Annotated in this window: 15 protein-coding genes and 1 pseudogene; 14 read left to right on the forward strand and 2 right to left on the reverse strand. The window is 60.1% G+C overall.

Going from position 1 to position 19,300, the window contains the following annotated elements; genetic code table 11:
* Positions 1–48: 48 nt before the first annotated feature.
* The gene (locus tag ASD32_RS17190; RefSeq protein WP_082546803.1) at positions 49–753 is read right to left on the reverse strand and encodes a TetR/AcrR family transcriptional regulator; all 705 of its coding nucleotides are present in this window, start codon (positions 751–753) and stop codon (positions 49–51) included.
* A gap of 129 nt (positions 754–882) precedes the next feature.
* Between ASD32_RS17190 and ASD32_RS17195 the strand changes: the two genes are divergently transcribed.
* The 7 genes and pseudogenes from ASD32_RS17195 (at position 883) to ASD32_RS17225 (ending at position 11,070) form a co-directional block, all read left to right on the forward strand.
* On the forward strand, positions 883–2,106 hold the full coding sequence (locus tag ASD32_RS17195) for an HlyD family secretion protein (RefSeq protein WP_060639255.1): 1,224 nt from the start codon (positions 883–885) through the stop codon (positions 2,104–2,106).
* Positions 2,107–2,244: 138 nt separating this feature from the next.
* Positions 2,245–3,843 (forward strand): DHA2 family efflux MFS transporter permease subunit, encoded by a 1,599-nt coding sequence (locus ASD32_RS17200; RefSeq protein ID WP_060639256.1) that lies wholly within the window; start codon positions 2,245–2,247, stop codon positions 3,841–3,843.
* Positions 3,844–3,930: 87 nt separating this feature from the next.
* Positions 3,931–5,064 (forward strand): metallophosphoesterase, encoded by a 1,134-nt coding sequence (locus tag ASD32_RS17205; protein WP_244490190.1) that lies wholly within the window; start codon positions 3,931–3,933, stop codon positions 5,062–5,064.
* Between the two features lie 105 nt (positions 5,065–5,169).
* Positions 5,170–6,192: pseudogene (locus ASD32_RS17210) on the forward strand (LacI family DNA-binding transcriptional regulator); the annotation flags it as partial.
* A 118-nt stretch (positions 6,193–6,310) separates the two neighbouring features.
* Complete coding sequence (gene xylB / locus ASD32_RS17215; protein WP_060639257.1) at positions 6,311–7,765, forward strand: xylulokinase; 1,455 nt, start codon at positions 6,311–6,313, stop codon at positions 7,763–7,765.
* Between the two features lie 76 nt (positions 7,766–7,841).
* A complete protein-coding gene (gene xylA / locus ASD32_RS17220) occupies positions 7,842–9,149 on the forward strand; it encodes a xylose isomerase (protein WP_060639258.1) in 1,308 nt (435 codons plus the stop codon).
* A 406-nt stretch (positions 9,150–9,555) separates the two neighbouring features.
* On the forward strand, positions 9,556–11,070 hold the full coding sequence (locus tag ASD32_RS17225; protein ID WP_060639259.1) for a methyl-accepting chemotaxis protein: 1,515 nt from the start codon (positions 9,556–9,558) through the stop codon (positions 11,068–11,070).
* A gap of 62 nt (positions 11,071–11,132) precedes the next feature.
* Here ASD32_RS17225 and ASD32_RS17230 read toward each other — a convergent pair whose 3' ends face one another.
* Positions 11,133–12,164, reverse strand: a complete 1,032-nt coding sequence (locus ASD32_RS17230) for a LacI family DNA-binding transcriptional regulator (RefSeq protein ID WP_060639260.1) — start codon at positions 12,162–12,164, stop codon at positions 11,133–11,135.
* A 166-nt stretch (positions 12,165–12,330) separates the two neighbouring features.
* On the opposite strand from ASD32_RS17230, the gene ASD32_RS17235 reads away from it, so the two are divergent.
* From ASD32_RS17235 to ASD32_RS17265, 7 genes are all read left to right on the forward strand, one after another.
* Positions 12,331–13,863 (forward strand): sugar ABC transporter ATP-binding protein, encoded by a 1,533-nt coding sequence (locus tag ASD32_RS17235; protein ID WP_060639261.1) that lies wholly within the window; start codon positions 12,331–12,333, stop codon positions 13,861–13,863.
* A gap of 45 nt (positions 13,864–13,908) precedes the next feature.
* A complete protein-coding gene (locus tag ASD32_RS17240; RefSeq protein WP_060639262.1) occupies positions 13,909–14,937 on the forward strand; it encodes an ABC transporter permease in 1,029 nt (342 codons plus the stop codon).
* 68 nt (positions 14,938–15,005) lie between these two features.
* On the forward strand, positions 15,006–15,959 hold the full coding sequence (locus tag ASD32_RS17245) for a substrate-binding domain-containing protein (protein ID WP_060639263.1): 954 nt from the start codon (positions 15,006–15,008) through the stop codon (positions 15,957–15,959).
* A gap of 271 nt (positions 15,960–16,230) precedes the next feature.
* The gene (locus ASD32_RS17250; protein ID WP_060639264.1) at positions 16,231–17,283 is read left to right on the forward strand and encodes a sugar phosphate isomerase/epimerase; all 1,053 of its coding nucleotides are present in this window, start codon (positions 16,231–16,233) and stop codon (positions 17,281–17,283) included.
* 163 nt (positions 17,284–17,446) lie between these two features.
* Positions 17,447–18,628: a Gfo/Idh/MocA family oxidoreductase gene (locus tag ASD32_RS17255; protein WP_060639265.1), complete on the forward strand. Its 1,182-nt coding sequence runs from the start codon at positions 17,447–17,449 to the stop codon at positions 18,626–18,628.
* An 84-nt stretch (positions 18,629–18,712) separates the two neighbouring features.
* Positions 18,713–18,976: a type II toxin-antitoxin system ParD family antitoxin gene (locus ASD32_RS17260; RefSeq protein ID WP_060639266.1), complete on the forward strand. Its 264-nt coding sequence runs from the start codon at positions 18,713–18,715 to the stop codon at positions 18,974–18,976.
* Positions 18,973–19,272, forward strand: coding sequence for a type II toxin-antitoxin system RelE/ParE family toxin (locus ASD32_RS17265; RefSeq protein WP_060639267.1), 300 nt, complete (start codon positions 18,973–18,975; stop codon positions 19,270–19,272). Before ASD32_RS17260 ends, ASD32_RS17265 begins: the two co-directional genes overlap by 4 nt.
* The last annotated feature ends 28 nt before the right edge of the window (positions 19,273–19,300 follow it).

Below are 19,300 nucleotides of genomic sequence, written 5' to 3' on the forward strand. Positions count from 1 at the left end.
AAAATTTTGTCCGTCTGGAGGTGACCAGACCAACGCAGCCGCCCGGCGTCAGGCCGTTGCGGCGTGCCGTGTTGCGTAGGCGGCCATGAAGACCCGCACGGCGCCGCCGATGACCCGGTCGATTTCTTCCGGTGGCGGAGCGGTTTCCATGGTCCCGAACAGGCGCAGCTTGAAAAAGCCGCCGCTGGAAAGATCGAGGAACTGGCCGGCCGCCAGATCGAGATCATCGATCGTCAGGCTGCCGATATCGACCTGGTGCGCCAAGAACTCCTGGAGGACCGAGCGCAGGTTTTCCGGTCCCTTGAAGAAGCGCTTGCACAGATCCGGCATCCGATCGCGCACACCGAGAACCGTGCGCATCGCGGTGATGACTTTCTCGTCGGTCATGTGCGAAACGAAACTGACGCCGAACTTGTAGAGGCCGGTTGCGGCATCCTCGTGTGCGGCCAGAACCGTGCGGACAGCTGCCAGGAAAATGGCCCGTTCCTTTTCGATCATGGCCGAAAACAGGTCTTCCTTGTTCTGGAAGTAGACGTAGATCGTGCCCTTGGAAACGCCCGCTTCACGGGTGATGTCGTTCATGCTGGCGGCGTCGAAGCCCACGCTCATGAACACACGTTTCGCGCCCTCGATGATCTGCTCGCGCTTGGCCGGATCTTCGCCGGCGGCACGGCGGCCGGAGAGAGAAAATGCTTCGCCTGGACAGTCTAGGGTGTCGGATGTGTCTGCCAATTGCTCGTTACCTTCGGACATTTTTGTCTCATTGTTAACTTTTCGAACCGAGCGGTTCGATTTGACTTGATATGTGAGCGTTTTCGCATTAAGTCAAATCGAACTGAACGGTTCGGTTCGAATTTCTCATATCACGGCTGGTAGTGCAATATGTCAGTTTCAAACAAATCCGGTGCCGCCCATGTCCGCCCCGTCGGCGACGACTTCAAGGTGCCTGCTGAGCAGATCGAGGCTCCTAAAGCCAAGACCGTGACGGAGCCTGCCGCCGAAGAGCAGGCAGCCCCGCAGGTTGCCGCTGCCGCCGAGACGCCCGCGCCCAAGCGCCGCAAGCTTGTGTTTCCCATTATCGCAATCGCTGCTCTGGCCGCTGGCGGCTGGTACGGTTACGACTGGTGGACCAATGGCCGCTTCATGATCTCGACAGATGACGCCTATATCGAAGGCGATATCGCGTCGATCTCGCCGAAAGTGTCCGGCTATATCGAGAAGGTCAATGTGGTTGCCAACCAGCACGTCAAGGCCGGTGATCCGCTGATCACGCTCGACAAGGAAGATTACCGCATTGCCGCCGATCAGGCGCAGGCGCAGATCGATACCGAAAAGCTTTCGCTGCAGCGTTTCGACGCGCAGATCGCCGGTGCCAAGGCCAGCGTCCAGCAGGCAGAAGCGCAGAAAACCGCCCTCGAGGCGACCGTCCGGGGTGCCGAAACCACGCTGAAGCGTGCCAGCGACCTCCAGTCGAAGGCCGTCGGCACGGTCGCCTCGCTCGACGATGCCACGGTTGCGCTCGATCAGGCCAAGGCAAACCTCATTGGCGGCGATGCGCAGATCGCCACTGCGAACGCCAATATCGCCGTGCTGGTTGCCCAGCGCGCCGAAGCCGAAAGCACGATCCGCTCGCTTGAGCTTGCCCGTGACAAGGCACAGCGCGATTTAGGCTTTACGGTGCTCAAGGCGCCTTATGACGGGGTAATCGGCAATCTGGCCATTCAGGATGGCGATCTTGTCTCCGCCGGTCAGCGTTTGGCAGCCCTTGTGCCGACCGACCAGCTCTATATCGACGCCAATTTCAAGGAAACGCAGATCGCCCATATGGTGCCGGGCTCGAAGGTCAATATCCATGTGGATGCCTTCGACGAGGCGCCGATCGTCGGCACCGTGCAGTCGATCTCGCCGGCTTCCGGTTCGGTGTTCTCGCTGCTGCCGGCTGAAAATGCCACGGGCAACTTCACCAAGGTGATCCAGCGCGTTCCTGTCCGCATTGTCTTCCCGAAGGACGTGCTGGAGAGCGGACGGTTGCGGGCAGGCTTGAGCGTCGTCGTCGATGTCGATACCCGCACCGCGCCGGAGCAGAATACCGCTGCGGTCAAGTGATCCGTGCGCCGCGCCGCTTCCGGCGCGGCTTTGCCGGTTGAGAATGGTTCCGGGACGAGAGTGCGGGACCCGTGATGCATCAGTTTTCATGACCACGATGGCAGCCCCGTTCGCTTGAACACGGTGACGCCAGGAGCAATGCCGATGGCTGCCACTGCAACAGCGGGTACGATGCCGCTTCCTGCCGCAAACGCGGAAGAGAAGATGGATCCGAAACGGCTGATCGCCTTTTTCGCGATGGTCTTCGGCATGTTCATGTCGATCCTCGACATCCAGATCGTCTCGGCCTCGCTGGCCGAAATCCAGGCGGGCTTGTCTGCAGGGTCCGATGAGGTCGCCTGGGTGCAGACCGCCTATCTGATCGCTGAGGTCATCATGATCCCGCTTTCCGGGACGCTGGCCCGCATCGTTTCCACGCGCGTGCTGTTTTCGGTGTCGGCTGCAGGCTTTACGATTGCCAGCGCGCTTGCGGCGACAGCCACCAATATCGACCAGATGATCGTCTACCGGGTGCTGCAGGGCTTTATCGGCGGCGGCATGATCCCGTCGGTATTCGCCGCCGCCTTCACGATCTTTCCGCCATCCAAGCGCAGCATCGTGTCGCCGATCATCGGCCTTGTCGCAACGCTCGCCCCGACCATTGGCCCGACCGTCGGCGGCTATCTCAGCCATGCCTTTTCCTGGCACTGGCTGTTCCTCGTCAATATCATCCCCGGCATCATCGTCACCATCGTCACCTGGAATTTCATCGATTTCGACAAGCCGGAGCTCAGCCTGTTCAAGAAATTCGACTGGTGGGGCCTGCTGTCGATGGCGGTTTTCCTCGGGGCGCTGGAATATGTGCTGGAAGAGGGCAACAAGAACGACTGGTTCAGCGACGAATACATCTTCATCGGTGCGATCGCATCGGCGATCGGTGCGATGGTGTTCTTCTACCGGGCGTTCAAGGTGGATTTCCCGATCGTGGATCTCAGGGCCTTTTCCAATCGAAACTTTGCGTTCGGCTCGTTGTTCTCCTTTGTCATGGGGATCGGGCTCTACGGCCTCACCTATATCTACCCGCTCTATCTCGGCCGGATCCGTGGCTACGATTCGCTGATGATCGGCGAGACGATGTTCGTCTCGGGGCTCGCGATGTTCTGCACTGCGCCGATTGCCGGCAGGCTCTCCACCATGGTCGATCCGCGCGTGATGATGGCGATCGGTTTTGCCAGCTTTGCGTCCGGCACCTGGCTGATGAGCTCGCTGACGGCGGATTGGGATTTCTACGAGCTGCTTTTGCCGCAGATATTGCGCGGTTTCGGATTGATGATGTGCATGGTGCCGATCAACAACGTCGCGCTCGGCACCTTGTCCCCCGCCCGTATCCGCGGCGCGTCCGGCCTGTTCAACCTGACGCGTAATCTCGGCGGCGCCGTTGGACTTGCGGCGATCAACACCATTTTGACGCAGCGCCAGGAGGAGCATTACGCCCGCCTGCAGGAACATGTGCAATGGGGCAATCCCGAAGCCATGGACCAGTTGAACAACATGATCGCCAAGTACAATTCGCATGGGCTTGATGGTGCGACCATTGCCATTCAGAAACTGTCGGGGATCGTCACCCAGCAGGCGATGGTCATGTCGTTCATCGATGTGTTCCTGATCCTGACCGGCCTGTTCGGTACCCTGGTCTTCTGCGCCTTCCTGATCAAGAAACCGCAACCGGTCCCAACGGGCGCCGGCGGCGGGCACTAAGCCGTCAAAGACGCTGCATATCCCATCTGTACGTCTTGGCTTTGATCAGCCAGAATGCCCTGAAGACAAATTTCAGGGCATTTCTGTATGGCTGGTCATCCGTTTCCTCTGCTTCCAAGGCGGTCTTTTCTTGCCAATCTGCTGAGCCTTGGCGTCGTGTCATCGATTGCTGCGCCGTATGCGGCAGCGGCTGCAAGCAAAGCGTGGCCAGCGATCGATGCAACATTTCTGTTCACGGCCGATGTCCACACATGCCTCATCTCCGGCGGCGTGCTCAGCCCGAACTGCGCGCAGGAGGGCAAGACCGACGCCAATCTTTTGCGGCATGTGGCGGCTTTGAACCGGATTGCGGAATTCGAGTGGCCAGCGCATATTAACGGCGTGGCAACGGGGCTTGGCGGAGCGGGCAAAAAAATAGCCACGCCACTCGGCCTCGTCATTGGCGGCGACATGACCGACGATGGCGGCGGGCAGGTCAAGGTTCCCGGCGAAGGCCATCAGCTGCTGCAATTTTCCAGCCGCTATCAGGAAGGTGCCGGACCGGACCGGGTGCATTTCCCTGTTTACAATGGTCTTGGAAACCACGACCTCGACCAGGATGGCGTTCCACCGCATCTCGACTGGTATCGCCGCGAGCTGCGCGACTATGTCGAGCTCAATCATCGCCAGACGGTGTTCTACAAGCCACCGGCTGCGGTCGGCAATTACGATATCGAATCCGATAACTATTCCTGGGACTGGGGCGGTTTGCATCTGGTGCAGCTGCAGCGTTTTGGTGGCGATACCAACAAGGGTGCGATCAGCGGCCTGGACTGGTTGAAACAGGACCTTGCCAATTCGGCGGCCGACGGCAGGCCGGTCGTCCTGTTCCAGCATTACGGCTGGGACCCTTTCTCGCTGGAAAAATGGGATCCGGCCAAGATGACCTTCGATGACGATGGCTCGGGTCACGCCCATTGGTGGGGCGAGGACGAGCGCGCGGCCTTGCTCGGCGCGATCAAGGGCTACAACGTGGTTGGCCTGTTTCACGGGCATGAGCATGACACGCCGATGATCTACAATCAGCAGGGTCTCGACCTGTTCAAGCCGACCGCCACTTTCAAAGGCGGCTTTGCGGCCGTTCATATCACCAACGGCTATATGGACATGGTCCTTGCTGAGGCTGAGGGACCAGACGGGAACGTGAATTTCCTCAAGGCTTTCAGCAAGCGGTTGTCCTGATCCGGACCGGCTTCGAGAGACCGGAAGACTTCGATCACGTCGCGTTTGCAATTTTCTGATTTACGTACATCAGATTTTCCTCTAAGGCTTTTTGCCGGAGGAAACATGCGCCCGACAGTTCACGATATTGCCGCTGCGGCAGGGGTCAGCCTTGCAACCGTCGACCGGGTTTTGAACCAGCGCGCGGGCGTGCGCACCGTCACGCGCGAACGGGTCGAGCAGGCGATCGAGCGGATCGGCTATGTCCGCGACGTCGCTGCCGCAAACCTTGCCAAGAGCCGGATCTATCCCTTCGTGTTCATCCTGCCATCCGGCGATAATTCCTTCATGCGCGGGCTGGAGGCGCAGGTTCGCTTAGCGATGGCGCGCTCCGCTGCCGAGCGCACGGATATTTCCATCGTCTGCGTCCCCGCCTTCAATGCGAGAGCCTTGGTTGCCGCGCTGGACGTGGCGCGTGCGGCTTCCCCGGCAGGCGTTGCCGTGGTGGCGATCGATTCCGCCGATGTCGTGGCCGCCGTTGATCGGCTCTGCGCTGATCACATCCCCGTCGTGACCCTGGTTTCCGATCTTGCCGGTTCCAAGCGTGATCATTTTGCCGGTGTCGACAACATTGCGGCGGGCCGCACGGCCGCAAGTCTGATGGGGCGCTTTCTGGGTGGCCGCTCCGGGCCGGTCGCGGTGCTGGCCGGTTCCATGCTGGTGCGCGATCACCGCGAACGGCTTGACGGGTTCCGCGCCGTGATGTCGGAAAGCTTTCCCGGACATGCGCTTCTGCCTGTCATCGAAGGGCAGGACGATCCTGCTTTGGTCGAGAGACTGGTCGCAGAAACGCTTGCCGCCTCCCCGGACATTGCCGGGATTTATAGCCTTGGCGCCGGCAATCGCGGCCTGATCGCAGCCTTGAAGCAGCGCAGGAATGACGCTCCAGTTTGTGTCATCGCGCATGAGCTGACGCAGCATACCCGCGCAGCCTTGAAAGACGGACTGATCGATGCCGTCCTCAATCAGGATGCCGGGCATGAGGTGCGCAGTGCCATCCGCGTGTTGAAGGCCAAGGCCGACGGCGTTGCGGTTCTGGGCGCGCAGGAACGGATCCGCCTCGATATTTTCATCAAGGACAACCTGCCCTTCGAGCAGGGCAGCAACATAGAGATTCCCTTCGAGCAGGGCAGCAACATAGAGATGCCCGTTGAGCAGGGTAGTAACCAGGCGCCCGGACAGGGCAGGCAAGACTAGGGAGACCATCATGTATCTCGGCATCGACCTCGGCACATCCGGGGTGAAGGCATTGCTGATCGACGGCGGCCAGCGGGTCATCGGTTCCGCGTCCGGGGCCATGGACGTGTCGCGGCCGCATCCGGGCTGGTCGGAACAGGACCCGGCCGACTGGATCCGCGCAACGGAAGAGGCCATTGCCGGATTGAAGGCGGCCCACTCTAAGGAACTGGCTGCAGTCAAGGGCATCGGCCTGTCTGGCCACATGCACGGCGCGACGCTTCTGGATGATAATGACAAGGTGCTGCGCCCCTGCATCCTGTGGAACGATACGCGCAGCCACAAGCAGGCTTTGGCGCTCGACGCCGATCCGCAGTTTCGGGCGCTGACCGGAAACATCGTCTTTCCGGGCTTCACGGCCCCGAAACTGGCCTGGGTGGCGGAAAACGAGCCCGAAATTTTCGAGAAGGTGGATTGGGTCCTGCTGCCGAAGGACTATCTGCGCCTGTGGCTGACTGGCGAACATATTTCCGAAATGTCGGATTCGGCCGGTACCTCTTGGCTTGATACCGGCAAGCGCGCCTGGTCGGAAAGCCTGCTCGATGCGACCGGGTTGACGGAGAGCCAGATGCCGTCCCTGATCGAGGGTACGGAGCAGGGGGGCACGTTGAAAGCGGATCTGGCTGCCAAATGGGGCATGGGCTCGGGCGTCGTCGTTGCTGGCGGGGCAGGCGACAATGCGGCTTCGGCCTGCGGCATGGGCACGGTCGGCGAAGGCCATGCCTTCGTATCGCTTGGGACCTCAGGCGTGCTGTTTGCCGCCAATGCCAGCTATCTGCCCAATCCGGCCAGTGCCGTGCATGCGTTCTGCCACGCGCTGCCCAATACCTGGCATCAGATGGGCGTCATCCTGTCGGCAACCGATGCGCTGAACTGGCATTCGGAGATCACCGGCAAGAGCGCTGCAGACCTCACCGCCGAACTCGGTGACAACCTCAATGCACCGTCCGGGGTCAGCTTCCTTCCCTATCTCTCGGGCGAGCGCACGCCTTACAATGATGCGTCTATCCGTGGCGTCTTTGCCGGACTTGCCCATGAGAGCAGCCGGGTGGTTTTGACGCAGGCGGTGCTTGAGGGCGTTTCGTTTGCGCTTCGCGACAGCCTCGAGGCTTTGCGTGTCGCGGGCACCACGCTGTCACGGGTAACGGCGATTGGCGGCGGTTCGCGCTCGCGCTATTGGCTGAAATCGATTGCCACCGCCTTGAACCTGCAGGTCGATGTGCCTGCCGATGGCGATTTCGGTGCTGCTTTTGGCGCAGCGAGGCTCGGCCTTGTGGCCGCGACAAAGGCTGATCCGTTGTCCGTCTTCACGGCGCCGCAAACCGCCGAAACCATTCAGCCTGAAGCATCCCTGCACGGCGCCTACGAGGATGCCTACCAGCGCTACCGCCGTCTCTACCCGGCCATCAAGTCCGCCATGTTCTGAGCATGGCCTTGGGCCTTGCACCGGGAGTGGATGCGAGGCCTTGCAGAATTCAATTGTAAACCGAGAGGAAACACATATGAGCACAGGTTTTTTCGGCGATATCGCCAAGATCCAGTATGAAGGTCCAGACAGCACCAATCCGCTGGCCTTCCGGCATTATAACCCGGATGAAATCGTCATGGGCAAGCGCATGGAAGATCACCTGCGTTTTGCGGTTGCCTATTGGCATACGTTCGTGTGGCCGGGCGGCGATCCCTTCGGTGGCCAGACATTCGAGCGGCCCTGGTTTGAAGACAACATGCAGGCAGCCAAGCTGAAGGCTGATGTGGCGTTCGAATTCTTCTCGTTGCTCGGCACGCCCTTCTATTGCTTCCATGATGCCGACGTGCGTCCGGAAGGCAAGAATTTTGCCGAGAACACCAGGAACCTTAACGAGATCGTCGATTATTTCGCGAAAAAGCAATCCGATACCGGCGTCAAGCTGCTCTGGGGCACGGCGAACCTGTTTTCGCATCGCCGCTATATGTCGGGCGCCGCCACGAATCCGGATCCGGACGTCTTTGCCTTTGCCGCTGCGACCGTGAAGACCTGCCTTGATGCAACGTTGAAGCTCGGTGGCGAGAACTATGTGCTTTGGGGTGGCCGCGAGGGGTATGAAACCCTGCTCAACACCAATGTGAAACAGGAACTCGACCAGCTCGGCCGGTTCGTCAACATGGTCGTTGAATACAAGCACAAGATCGGCTTCAAGGGCGCGATCCTGATCGAGCCGAAGCCGCAGGAACCGACCAAGCATCAGTACGATTACGATGTCGCCACGGTCTATGGCTTCCTCAAGACCTACGGTCTGGAAAACGAAGTGAAGGTCAATATCGAGCAGGGGCATGCGATCCTGGCCGGCCATTCCTTCGAGCACGAGCTGGCTCTGGCCAATGCGTTCGGCATTTTCGGTTCGATCGACATGAACCGCAACGATTATCAGTCCGGCTGGGATACCGACCAGTTCCCCAACAACGTTCCGGAAATGGCGCTGGCCTATTATCAGGTCCTGTCCGGTGGTGGCTTCAAGACCGGCGGTACCAATTTCGATTCCAAGCTGCGCCGGCAGTCGATCGATCCGGAAGACCTGCTGATCGGCCATATCGGTGGCATGGATTGCTGCGCCCGGGGCCTGCGCGCCGCCGCCAAGATGGTCGAGGACAAGGCGCTGTCCGGCCCGCTCGATGCACGCTACGCCGGCTGGAAATCGGCCGAAGGCCAGAAGCGCCTGACCAGCATGTCGCTGGAGGAGATCACGGCCTATGTCGAAAAGACCGATCTCAACCCGCAGCCGAAATCAGGCAAGCAGGAACTGCTTGAAAACGTTGTCAACCGCTACGTCTAAGCGGATACGCGACGTTTATTCCATAAGCATTGAATGGGCGCCGGTGGCGCCCTTTCACGATCTCGAATGTCGAGCGGGTTTGCGCTGCATCATATGCAGAGCATGAGCTCAGATGAATTCCAGGCAGGTCCTGTCCCGTATCATGCGGTCTCAACAACGGCTGGGCTCGATGAATGGTTGTAGCGTCAATCGGCGGACAATCTCGGTCACTTTGTCGCATTTTTGAGAAAATAGGTCAGAAAAACAGGTTGTTAACCCTCTTTGGTTTCGACAAAAGCGAGCGCTCTTAAAGGCATTGTTAACGATGCCCGCCTAATTCTCCGGTTACGCCTTAGACCATCTGCCGGCATGACGCCGATCGCGCAGCGCGCATGCCTTTCCCCGTTTCGATTTAGGATGCTCCCATATGTCTGCGCCCGTTTCCACGACCAAACACCTCAATGAACGTCTCGATTTCGTTGGGCTCGCCGGCGAAGAGCGTGCTGCTCTCGTGCGGGCACGGCCAACCATTTCCGCCTCGCTCGATGGCGCGCTCGACACGTTCTACGCGAAGGCGACCGTCCATCCGGAAACGGCGAAGTTCTTTTCCAGCGAAGCGCATGTGAAAAGCGCCAAGACCCGGCAGGTTCGCCACTGGGACCAGATCGCCTCCGGCGCCTTCGATGATAAATATGTCGATGCCGTCACGGCGATCGGCAAGACGCATGCGCGTCTCGGGCTGGAGCCCCGCTGGTATATCGGCGGTTACGCGCTGATCATGGAATCGATCATCAAGGCCGTTGTCGAAAAACACCTTGAGGGCTTCCTCTACAAGAAGAAGGCGAAGGATATCACGCTTGAAGTGACCGCGATCATGAAGGCGGCCTTCGTGGATATGGACTATGCCATCTCCGTCTACCTCGATGCGCTGCAGGAGCAGCGCGCGATCGGTGATGCCGAGCGCACGACGCTCTCGGCACAGCAGGACGAAGCGCTGTCGGCACTCGACCGCTCGCTGACCGGCCTTGCCAAGGGCGATCTGACCGCCACGATGAACGCCGATATTGCCCCACAGTTCGACGGCCTGAAAACCAACTTCAATTCGGCGCTCGGTACGCTCGATACGGCTTTGAGCTCCATTGTTCTCGCCGCCGACGAAACCTCCGGCAATGCCGGCGAGCTGGTCACGGCTGTTGATGACATGGCCCGCCGCACCGAACAGCAGGCCGCATCGCTCGAACAGACGGCTGCAGCGCTGGAAGAAATCACCACGATTTCCAAGGAAGCGGCGCAGCGCACCGAGGAAGCCCGCCGCGTCGTCGGTCATGCCACCGCAGAAGCGCATAAATCCGGCGCGGTGGTCGAGCAGGCCGTCAGCGCCATGAGCGCGATCGAGGATTCCTCACGCCGGATCACGCAGATCATCAGTGTCATCGACCAGATCTCGTTCCAGACCAATCTTCTCGCACTCAATGCCGGGGTGGAAGCCGCCCGCGCCGGCGATGCCGGCAAGGGGTTTGCAGTCGTCGCCCAGGAAGTGCGCGAACTCGCGCAGAAATCGGCCGATGCGGCCAAGGAGATCAAGGGGCTGATCGACAAGTCGTTCGAGGATGTGCTCAGAGGCGTTTCGCTGGTCAACCAGACGGGCGATGCGCTGCGCACCATCGGTGAGCAGGTCACCCATATCAATGGCCATATCGATGCGATTGCAGGCTCTGCACGGGAACAGGCAATCGGGATCACTGAGATCAACACGGCCGTCACCGGCATGGACCAGATGACCCAGCAGAATGCCGCGATGGTCGAACAGACCAATGCCGCGACCCACAATCTGATGCGCGTCAGCAATAACCTGAAGGCTTTGGCCGATCAGTTCACGGTGTCGGGCGGGCGGCGTGCGCCCACGCTCGTTCGCCAGCGCAACGAACGGCGCTACGCTTAAGAGCCTCATTGATCGTACGAGGCTCTCACGGACTTCAGGCACGGAGCGTCAGGCCGCAAGGCTCAACGCTTCGTCCATTTCGGGGAGGGGGCAGCAACCGAATTGCGCACGACGAGGTCGGGCCGCAGCAGGATTTCGGTTTCCGGCGGCTGGCCGTCGGACAGAAGTTCCAGCAACAGCGCCATCGCGTGTTTGCCGATCGCCGTTCGCGGCTGGCGGATCGTGGTCAGTGCCGGCGACATGAAGCTTGCCTGCGGCACATCGTCAAAGCCGGTCACGGAAAAATCGCGCGGGATATCGTAGCCGCGCGCGCCAAGCCCGATCATCACGCCGATCGCCGTCTGGTCGTTGACGCACATGAAGGCCGTCGGCAGCGTGTCGCGCATGAACAGCTGCTCGACCGCCAGCCGGCCGCTTTCGATCGTGCCGTCGCCTTCAAAGACAATGCGCTGATCGGCGCTGACATTTGCCGCGTCAAGTCCCGCCTCATAACCGATCCGGCGGCGGCTATAGGCAAGCCGGGTGCGGGAATCGCCGATGAAGGCGATCTTGCGATGGCCTTCGGCAATCAGCAGATCGATCACCTTGCGGGCACCCTCGGTATCATCGACGCCGACATAGGGAATGCCGCCATTGAAAACCGGCTCGAAGACACCGACGCTGGGCGGCAGCCTTGCCGTCATCGACTGATGGCCGAAGGGCAGGATGCCGGTAAACAGGATGAGCCCGGCAGCCTGGTTCGAATTGAGGAATTTCAGATATTCCAGCCCGCGCTGGGCGTCATTTTGCGTATGGCCGATCAGCACGCCGTATCCATGCGAGCGCGCCTCGTTTTCCAGGCCGACGAGAATATTGGAGAAATTCGGGTCGCCGATATCCGGCGCCACGACGAGAATCATGTTGGAACGGCCGAGCCTGAGGCTGCGCGCCATGGCGTTGGTCGTGTAGCCGGTAATGGCGATCGCTTGACTGACTTTCAACCGCGTCGAATTGGCAACCTTTTCCGGCATATGGATGGCGCGCGACACCGTTGCGATCGACACTTCCGCGATCCGGGCGACGTCTTCAATAGTTGCCGGCGTGGAATTCGACACTGCGCTCTGCCTTGGATTTTAGTCTCGGCGGGACACTACACAGACTTACCCGGAGGTCAAAGCCTGCTCGAAGAATTTCTCAGTTATGCCCTGATGTAAACCTTTACATGGTCTATGTAAAGGTTTACATAGCATTCAAGCGGATGGGAGCCGCAGGGAGGAATTCATGAGTTCGCAGACCAGCGGCGCCAGTGAAGGCGCGGTCGTGCTATCTGCACGGCGCATCAGCAAGTCGTTCAACGGCGTGCAGGTCCTGTTCAGCGTCGATTTCGATCTGCGTGCCGGCGAAATTCATGCCCTGATGGGGGAGAATGGGGCTGGCAAGTCCACGCTCGTCAAGATCCTTTCCGGTTTCGAGCAGCCGACATCCGGCGAAATCATTCTCGATGGACAGCCGGTCAAGCTGCCGCCGAACGGCGCGGCTGAAGCGCTTGGCATCGTCATCATTCACCAGGAATTCAATCTTGCAGAGCATTTGACCGTCACCGAGAGCCTGTTTCTTGGCCGCGAAGTCACGCGTTTCGGCGTGCTCGACCGCAAGTTCATGCGGGCTGAAACGCGGCGTGTTCTCGATCTGCTCGGGTCGCATGTGGACGAAAACGCGATGATCAGTTCGCTGTCGATCGCCGACAAGCAGATGGTCGAGATCGCCAAGGCAATCAGCCGAGATGCCCGTGTCGTCTTCATGGACGAGCCGACTGCAGTTCTGTCCCGCGATGAAACCAATTTCCTGTTCAAGCAGGTGCGCAAGCTGCGTGACCAGGGCACGAGCTTTGTCTTCGTGTCGCACAAGCTCGACGAGGTCATGGAGCTGACCGACCGCGTGACGGTGCTGCGTGACGGCCAATGGATCAAGACCTCGCCGACATCGATCCTCGATGGCGAATCGATTGCCCAGCTGATGGTCGGTCGCGAGCTTTCCAAGCTCTATCCGGCCAAGCGCGAACCCAATGTCGATGAGGAGGTCGTGCTGAGCGTCGATGCGCTCTCGACCGGTTATGTGAAGGACGCGACTTTCGAGGTTCGCAAGGGCGAAATCCTCGGCTTTTCCGGAATGATCGGCTCAGGCCGCACGGAGCTGATGGAGGCGATTGCGGGTTTGAGGTCGCGCGCGTCGGGAGAGGTGATCATTCGCGGCGAGACGGTTCCGTCAGGCGATGTGCATGCCGCCAACCGGCGCGGTCTTGCCTATATGACCAAGGACCGCAAGTCGAAGGGTCTGTTGCTCAATTCGCGGATGACTGCCAATCTGACGCTGCAGTCGCTCGAAAACCACGGCAAGCTCGGATATCTCAGCCCCGCCAGCGAGGCGCAGGCGCTGGAGCGTGCGCGCCGCCGCTTCGATATCAGGGTGCGTGACGGCAATGTCGTGGCCGGGCGCATGTCGGGCGGCAACCAGCAGAAGCTGCTGCTCGCCAAGGTGATGGAAACCGAGCCCGAGATCATCATCATCGATGAGCCCACCCGCGGCATCGATGTCGGCACCAAGCAGCAGATCTATCATTTCATCTCGGCGCTGGCGCGCGACGGACGCTCGATCATCGTCGTCTCCTCGGAAATGCCCGAGGTCATCGGCCTTTGCACCCGCGTTGCGGTGATGCGCGAAGGGCGGATCGTCGGCATGCTGGAAGGCGATGAAATCTCCGAGCAGGAGATCATGCGCTATGCGGCCGGATTGAAGAAAAAGGCCGCAGCCTGAACTTTGATGCGCAAGCGGCGCACTGAAATATAAACCCCAGGGATAATGGGACGGGAGGTTGGAGTGGACACGAGCGTGAATGAGGAAACCCGGGACGTGCGGCGCCGGAACTGGCGGGATATTGACCTTCGGGCCGTCGCACCCTTTGCCGCCTTGATATTGCTTCTCATCCTCGGCGCGCTCGTCAATCCGAATTTCATCGGGTTGAACAACCTCGCCAATGTCGCGACCCGCAGCGCCTTCATCGCCATCATCGCGATCGGCGCTACTTTCGTCATTTCGTCTGGCGATCTTGATCTGTCGGTCGGGGCCATGGTCGCCTTCGTCGCCAGCCTGATGATCCTGTTCATGAATTCCGGCGTTATCGCCGACCCGGCCCTGATGCTGACGGCAGCCGTGCTCTTTGCCGTCGTTGCCGGATCGCTTTGCGGCCTTGCCAATGGGCTGATCACCACGGTCGGCCGCATCGAGCCGTTTATCGCGACGCTCGGCACGATGGGTATCTATCGCGGCCTCACCACCTGGCTGTCGCAGGGCGGGGCGATCACGCTGAAGGATCCGGCGCTGCAGGAGATCTACCGTCCGGCCTATTTCGGCTCCATTCTGGGTGTGCCGGTGCCGATCGCGGTGATCTTGGCGGTGACCTGTGTTGCGGCGTTCATTCTTTACCGCACCCGCTACGGCCGCCATGTAGTTGCCGTCGGCTCGAACGCCGATGTGGCCCGCTATTCCGGCATTCCGGTCAACCGGGTTCGCACCATCGCCTTCGTTATCCAGGGGCTTTGCGTGGCGATTGCGGTCCTGCTCTATGTGCCGCGCCTCGGCTCGACCTCGGCCACGACAGGCATTCTGTGGGAACTCCAGGCCATCACGGCCGTCGTCGTCGGCGGTACCGCGCTGAAAGGTGGCGCCGGCCGGGTCTGGGGCACGATCTGCGGCGCCTTTATCCTGGAACTGGTCGGCAATATCATGCTGCTGTCCAATTTCATCAGCGAATATCTGATCGGCGCCATCCAGGGCACGATCATCATTGTTGCGATGCTCGTCCAGCGCTCGCTGGTTCGGAAATCGTAAACTGCCGGGTTCAGGGGGTCGCCCGGTCTCAAAGACTGCAAGACCCGCATCACTAGGGAGAGAGAAACATGCGTAAGGGATTATTGGGCGCTGCAGCCGTCGCCATGATGGCGCTGACCGGCGTGGCCCATGCACAGGAAGAAAAGAAGGTCACGATCGGCGTTTCGATCCCGGCCGCCGACCATGGCTGGACCTCGGGCGTGGTGTTTCATGCCGAGCGTGTCGCCAAGCTTCTGATGGCAAGCCATCCGGGCCTCAACGTCATCGTCAAGACCTCGCCGGATCCGGCAAGCCAAGCCAATGCCGTTCAGGACCTTGAAACCCAGGGTATCGACGCGCTGGTGATCCTGCCGTCCGATCCGGATCCGCTCGTCAACGCCATCAAGGAAGTCAAGAGCAAGGGCACGTTCGTCGCCATCGTCGATCGCGCACCGTCGGTCAACGACAACACCGTGCGCGACCTCTATGTGGCCGGCAACAATCCGGCGCTTGGCCAGACGGCCGGCGAATATATCAAGGCAACGACGCCGGACGCTGAAGTCGTCATCATCCGCGGCCTGCCGATCCCGATCGACCAGCAGCGCCAGGACGGCTTCGACAAGGGCATCGAAGGCTCCAATGTCAAGGTTCTCGACCGCCAGTTCGGCAACTGGAACCGCGACGATGCCTTCAAGGTCATGCAGGACTACCTGACAAAGTACCCGAAGATCGACGTTGTATGGTGCCAGGACGATGACATGGCTGTCGGCGTACTGCAGGCCATCGATCAGGCCAAGCGCACCGACATCCAGTATGTCGTGGCCGGTGCCGGTTCCAAGGACATGATCAAGAAGGTCATGGACGGCGACAAGATGATCCCGGTCGATGTGCTCTATCCGCCGGCAATGGTTGGTACCGCACTCGAAATGACCGTTGCGAATTTCTACGGTCAGGTTCCGGTTCGCGGCGTCTACACGATCGATGCGACGCTCGTGACAAAGGACAATGCCAAGGACTTCTACTTCCCCGATTCACCATTCTAATCGGTTCTGCAAGCTGCCGGGCGCCCGCGAAAACGGGCGCCCATTTTTATGGGATCAGGCCGCGCAATTCTTTGGTTTCAGGTCTGTGGTTTCAGTTTTGCGGCACGTACCTCTTGCCGCCATGCGGCGTCCGTGATTAGGTTCCGGCGCACTGGAATTGCGGCTGTCCCACCAGCTGGCCGTTATCGGCAAGAGGCGTCTTGCCCTCGATGAACGGCGTGTTGACACACTTCGAAAACGTTTACGGTCGATAATCAGGGAGGAATCTGACATGAAGACCATCAAGGGCCCCGCGCTCTTCCTCGGACAATTCGCCGGCGATGCCGCTCCCTTCAATTCATGGGATTCGATCACCAAATGGGCTGCCGATTGCGGCTATATCGGCGTGCAGGTTCCGACCTGGGCGAGCCAGCTGATCGACCTGAAAAAGGCAGCCACCTCCAAAGATTATTGCGACGAATTTGCCGGCAAGGCGCGCGAGAACGGCATCGAAGTGACCGAGCTTTCGACCCATCTTCAGGGTCAGCTGGTTGCGGTCAATCCGGTCTATGACGAAGCCTTCGATGGTTTTGCCGCACCCGAAGTGCGCGGCAATCCGAAGGCGCGGCAGGAATGGGCGGTCGAGCAGGTCAAGCTGGCGCTGACGGCGTCGAAGCATCTCGGCATCAAGGCGCATGCGACCTTTTCCGGCGCGCTGGCCTGGCCGTTCATGTATCCATGGCCGCAGCGTCCGGCCGGGCTGGTGGAAACCGCTTTTGACGAACTGGCCCGCCGCTGGAAACCGATCCTCGACCATGCCGAAGATTGCGGCGTCGATATCGCCTATGAGATCCATCCTGGCGAAGACCTGCATGATGGCGTCACCTTCGAGATGTTCCTCGAGCGTGTCGGCAACCATCCGCGCGCCAACATGCTCTACGATCCCTCGCACTACATTCTTCAGTGCTTGGATTACCTCGACAATATCGACATCTATCACGAGCGCATCAAGATGTTCCACGTCAAGGATGCCGAGTTCAATCCGACCGGGCGCCAGGGCGTCTATGGCGGTTATCAGGGCTGGGTCAACCGGGCCGGGCGCTTCCGCTCGCCGGGCGATGGTCAGGTCGATTTCGGCGCGGTGTTCTCGAAACTGACGGCGAATGATTTCGACGGCTGGGCCGTGGTCGAATGGGAATGCGCGCTGAAACATCCGGAAGACGGCGCGCGCGAAGGTGCGGAATTCGTCAAGCACCACATCATCCGCGTCACCGAAAAAGCCTTCGACGATTTCGCCGACAGCGGCACGGACGATGCGGCGAACCGGCGGATGCTGGGGCTTTGATTTTCTACCCTCCCCTTGAGGGGGAGGGTCGGCGCGCAGCGCCGGGATGGGGTGATTTCCGCGAGATCCAAAGCGTCACCCCCACCCGCAGCTTCGCTGCGACCTCCCCCCTAAAGGGGGAGGTGGACGTCTCCGCAAACCTAAAGATTCAAGGGAGAACATCATGGCAATCGAAGGAACCACTGAGGTTCGCGAAAAGAAGATCCGTCTCGGCATGGTCGGCGGCGGTTCGGGTGCGTTTATCGGCGCGGTTCACCGCATGGCCGCGCGGCTGGACGATCAGTTCGAGCTGGTGGCCGGCGCCCTGTCATCGACGCCGGAAAAGGCGAAAGCTTCCGGCGCAGAACTCGGTCTTGATCCGCAGCGCAGCTATTCCGACTTCAAGGAAATGGCGATCCGCGAGGCCAAGCTGAAAAACGGCATCGAGGCAGTGGCCATCGTCACGCCAAACCATGTGCATTACGAGGCGGCCCGCGAGTTCCTGAAGCGCGGTATCCATGTGATCTGCGACAAGCCTTTGACCTCGACGCTGTCGGACGCAAGGAAGCTGAAGAAGCTGGCCGACGAGAGCGATGTGCTGTTTGTGCTGACGCATAATTACACCGGCTATCCGATGGTCCGCCAGGCCCGTGAGATGATCGAGAATGGTGATATCGGCGCTGTCCGCCTGGTGCAGATGGAATATCCGCAGGATTGGCTGACGGAGAATATCGAACAATCCGGCCAGAAACAGGCCTCATGGCGCACCGATCCGGCAAAGTCCGGTGCGGGTGGTTCCACCGGCGATATCGGCACGCATGCCTATAATCTCGGAGCCTTCGTTTCCGGTCTCGAGCTGGAAGAGCTGGCCGCCGATCTCGACAGTTTCGTCGAAGGCCGGGCGCTTGACGACAACGCCCATGTGATGATGCGCTTCAAGGCAAAGAACGGCCAGCGGGCGAAGGGCATGCTCTGGTGCAGCCAGGTTGCGCCCGGCCACGAGAACGGCCTGATGGTCCGCGTCTATGGCACCAAGGGCGGCCTGGAATGGACGCAGAAGGACCCAAACTATCTCTGGTACACGCCGTTCGGCGAACCCAAGCGCCTCATCACCCGCAACGGCGCCGGCTCCGGCCCTGCCGCCGCCCGCGTCTCCCGCATCCCGTCGGGCCATCCGGAAGGCTATCTCGAAGGCTTTGCCAATATCTACACGGAGGCCGCCCGCGCCATCTTTGCCAAGCGCAAAGGCGAGGCCGTCGATCCGGCCGTCACCTATCCGACAATCGATGACGGCATGAAGGGTATGGTGTTCGTCGATGCCTGCGTGCAGTCGTCGAAGCGGAATGGGGCCTGGATCAAGGTTTAGGCGTCTTCGCGGTCTTTATCCGGTTTGCGCATGCTGCTATGCTAACTGTTATTGTCTTCTGCCAGCGGACACAAAGGAACGAGCATGGCGAGCAGCGCAAACCTCGGGCAACATCTGGAAGACTATGTGACCGATCTGGTGAAAAACGGGCGCTACAATTCGCGCAGCGAGGTGCTGCGGGAAGGCGTCCGTCTGATCGAGGATCGCGAGAAAAGACTGGCGGCACTCGACCAGTCGATTGCTCAAGGGCTTGCCGATGTGAAAGCTGGCCGGGTGAAACCCGCCAAGGATGTGCTTGAGCGCCTGCTGGCCAAATATGAAGGCGAGGCGAAAGACAGCGATTCGTGATCGTCGTTTTCACCGCCGCTGCCGAGGCGGACCTTGAGCAAATCGCCGATTATATTTCTCACGGCAATCCGCGCCGGGCCGCAACCTTTGTTCGGGAGCTGATTGATCGTTGCGAACGGCTGGCGCAATCTCCCCTGGCGTTTCCGCTCGTGCCGCGTTATGCTGAGGCAGGTGTCAGACGGCGTCCCTATCGGGGCTACCTGATTTTTTACACAGTCAATGAGGACAGGGTGGACATCCTGCACATTCTGAACGGTGTTCAGGACTATGAGGCCATTCTTTTTCCCGAAGCCTGAATACCCTATCCTTGCCGGGCGTGAAACC

Source organism: Rhizobium sp. Root483D2, assembly GCF_001426685.1.
In the GTDB taxonomy this organism is placed as follows: Bacteria; Pseudomonadota; Alphaproteobacteria; order Rhizobiales; family Rhizobiaceae; genus Pararhizobium; species Pararhizobium qamdonense.

Excerpts from the sequence above, each read along its gene's own strand:
- xylA (WP_060639258.1), top strand. The coding sequence starts at position 7,842 with ATGAGCACAGGTTTTTTCGGCGATATCGCCAAGATCCAGTATGAAGGT.
- ASD32_RS17225 (WP_060639259.1), top strand. The coding sequence starts at position 9,556 with ATGTCTGCGCCCGTTTCCACGACCAAACACCTCAATGAACGTCTCGAT.
- ASD32_RS17260 (WP_060639266.1), top strand. The coding sequence starts at position 18,713 with ATGGCGAGCAGCGCAAACCTCGGGCAACATCTGGAAGACTATGTGACC.
- ASD32_RS17245 (WP_060639263.1), top strand. The coding sequence starts at position 15,006 with ATGCGTAAGGGATTATTGGGCGCTGCAGCCGTCGCCATGATGGCGCTG.
- xylB (WP_060639257.1), top strand. The coding sequence starts at position 6,311 with ATGTATCTCGGCATCGACCTCGGCACATCCGGGGTGAAGGCATTGCTG.
- ASD32_RS17195 (WP_060639255.1), top strand. The coding sequence starts at position 883 with ATGTCAGTTTCAAACAAATCCGGTGCCGCCCATGTCCGCCCCGTCGGC.
- ASD32_RS17240 (WP_060639262.1), top strand. The coding sequence starts at position 13,909 with ATGGGACGGGAGGTTGGAGTGGACACGAGCGTGAATGAGGAAACCCGG.
- ASD32_RS17255 (WP_060639265.1), top strand. The coding sequence starts at position 17,447 with ATGGCAATCGAAGGAACCACTGAGGTTCGCGAAAAGAAGATCCGTCTC.
- ASD32_RS17190 (WP_082546803.1), bottom strand. The coding sequence starts at position 753 with ATGTCCGAAGGTAACGAGCAATTGGCAGACACATCCGACACCCTAGAC.
- ASD32_RS17250 (WP_060639264.1), top strand. The coding sequence starts at position 16,231 with ATGAAGACCATCAAGGGCCCCGCGCTCTTCCTCGGACAATTCGCCGGC.
- ASD32_RS17200 (WP_060639256.1), top strand. The coding sequence starts at position 2,245 with ATGCCGATGGCTGCCACTGCAACAGCGGGTACGATGCCGCTTCCTGCC.
- ASD32_RS17235 (WP_060639261.1), top strand. The coding sequence starts at position 12,331 with ATGAGTTCGCAGACCAGCGGCGCCAGTGAAGGCGCGGTCGTGCTATCT.
- ASD32_RS17205 (WP_244490190.1), top strand. The coding sequence starts at position 3,931 with ATGGCTGGTCATCCGTTTCCTCTGCTTCCAAGGCGGTCTTTTCTTGCC.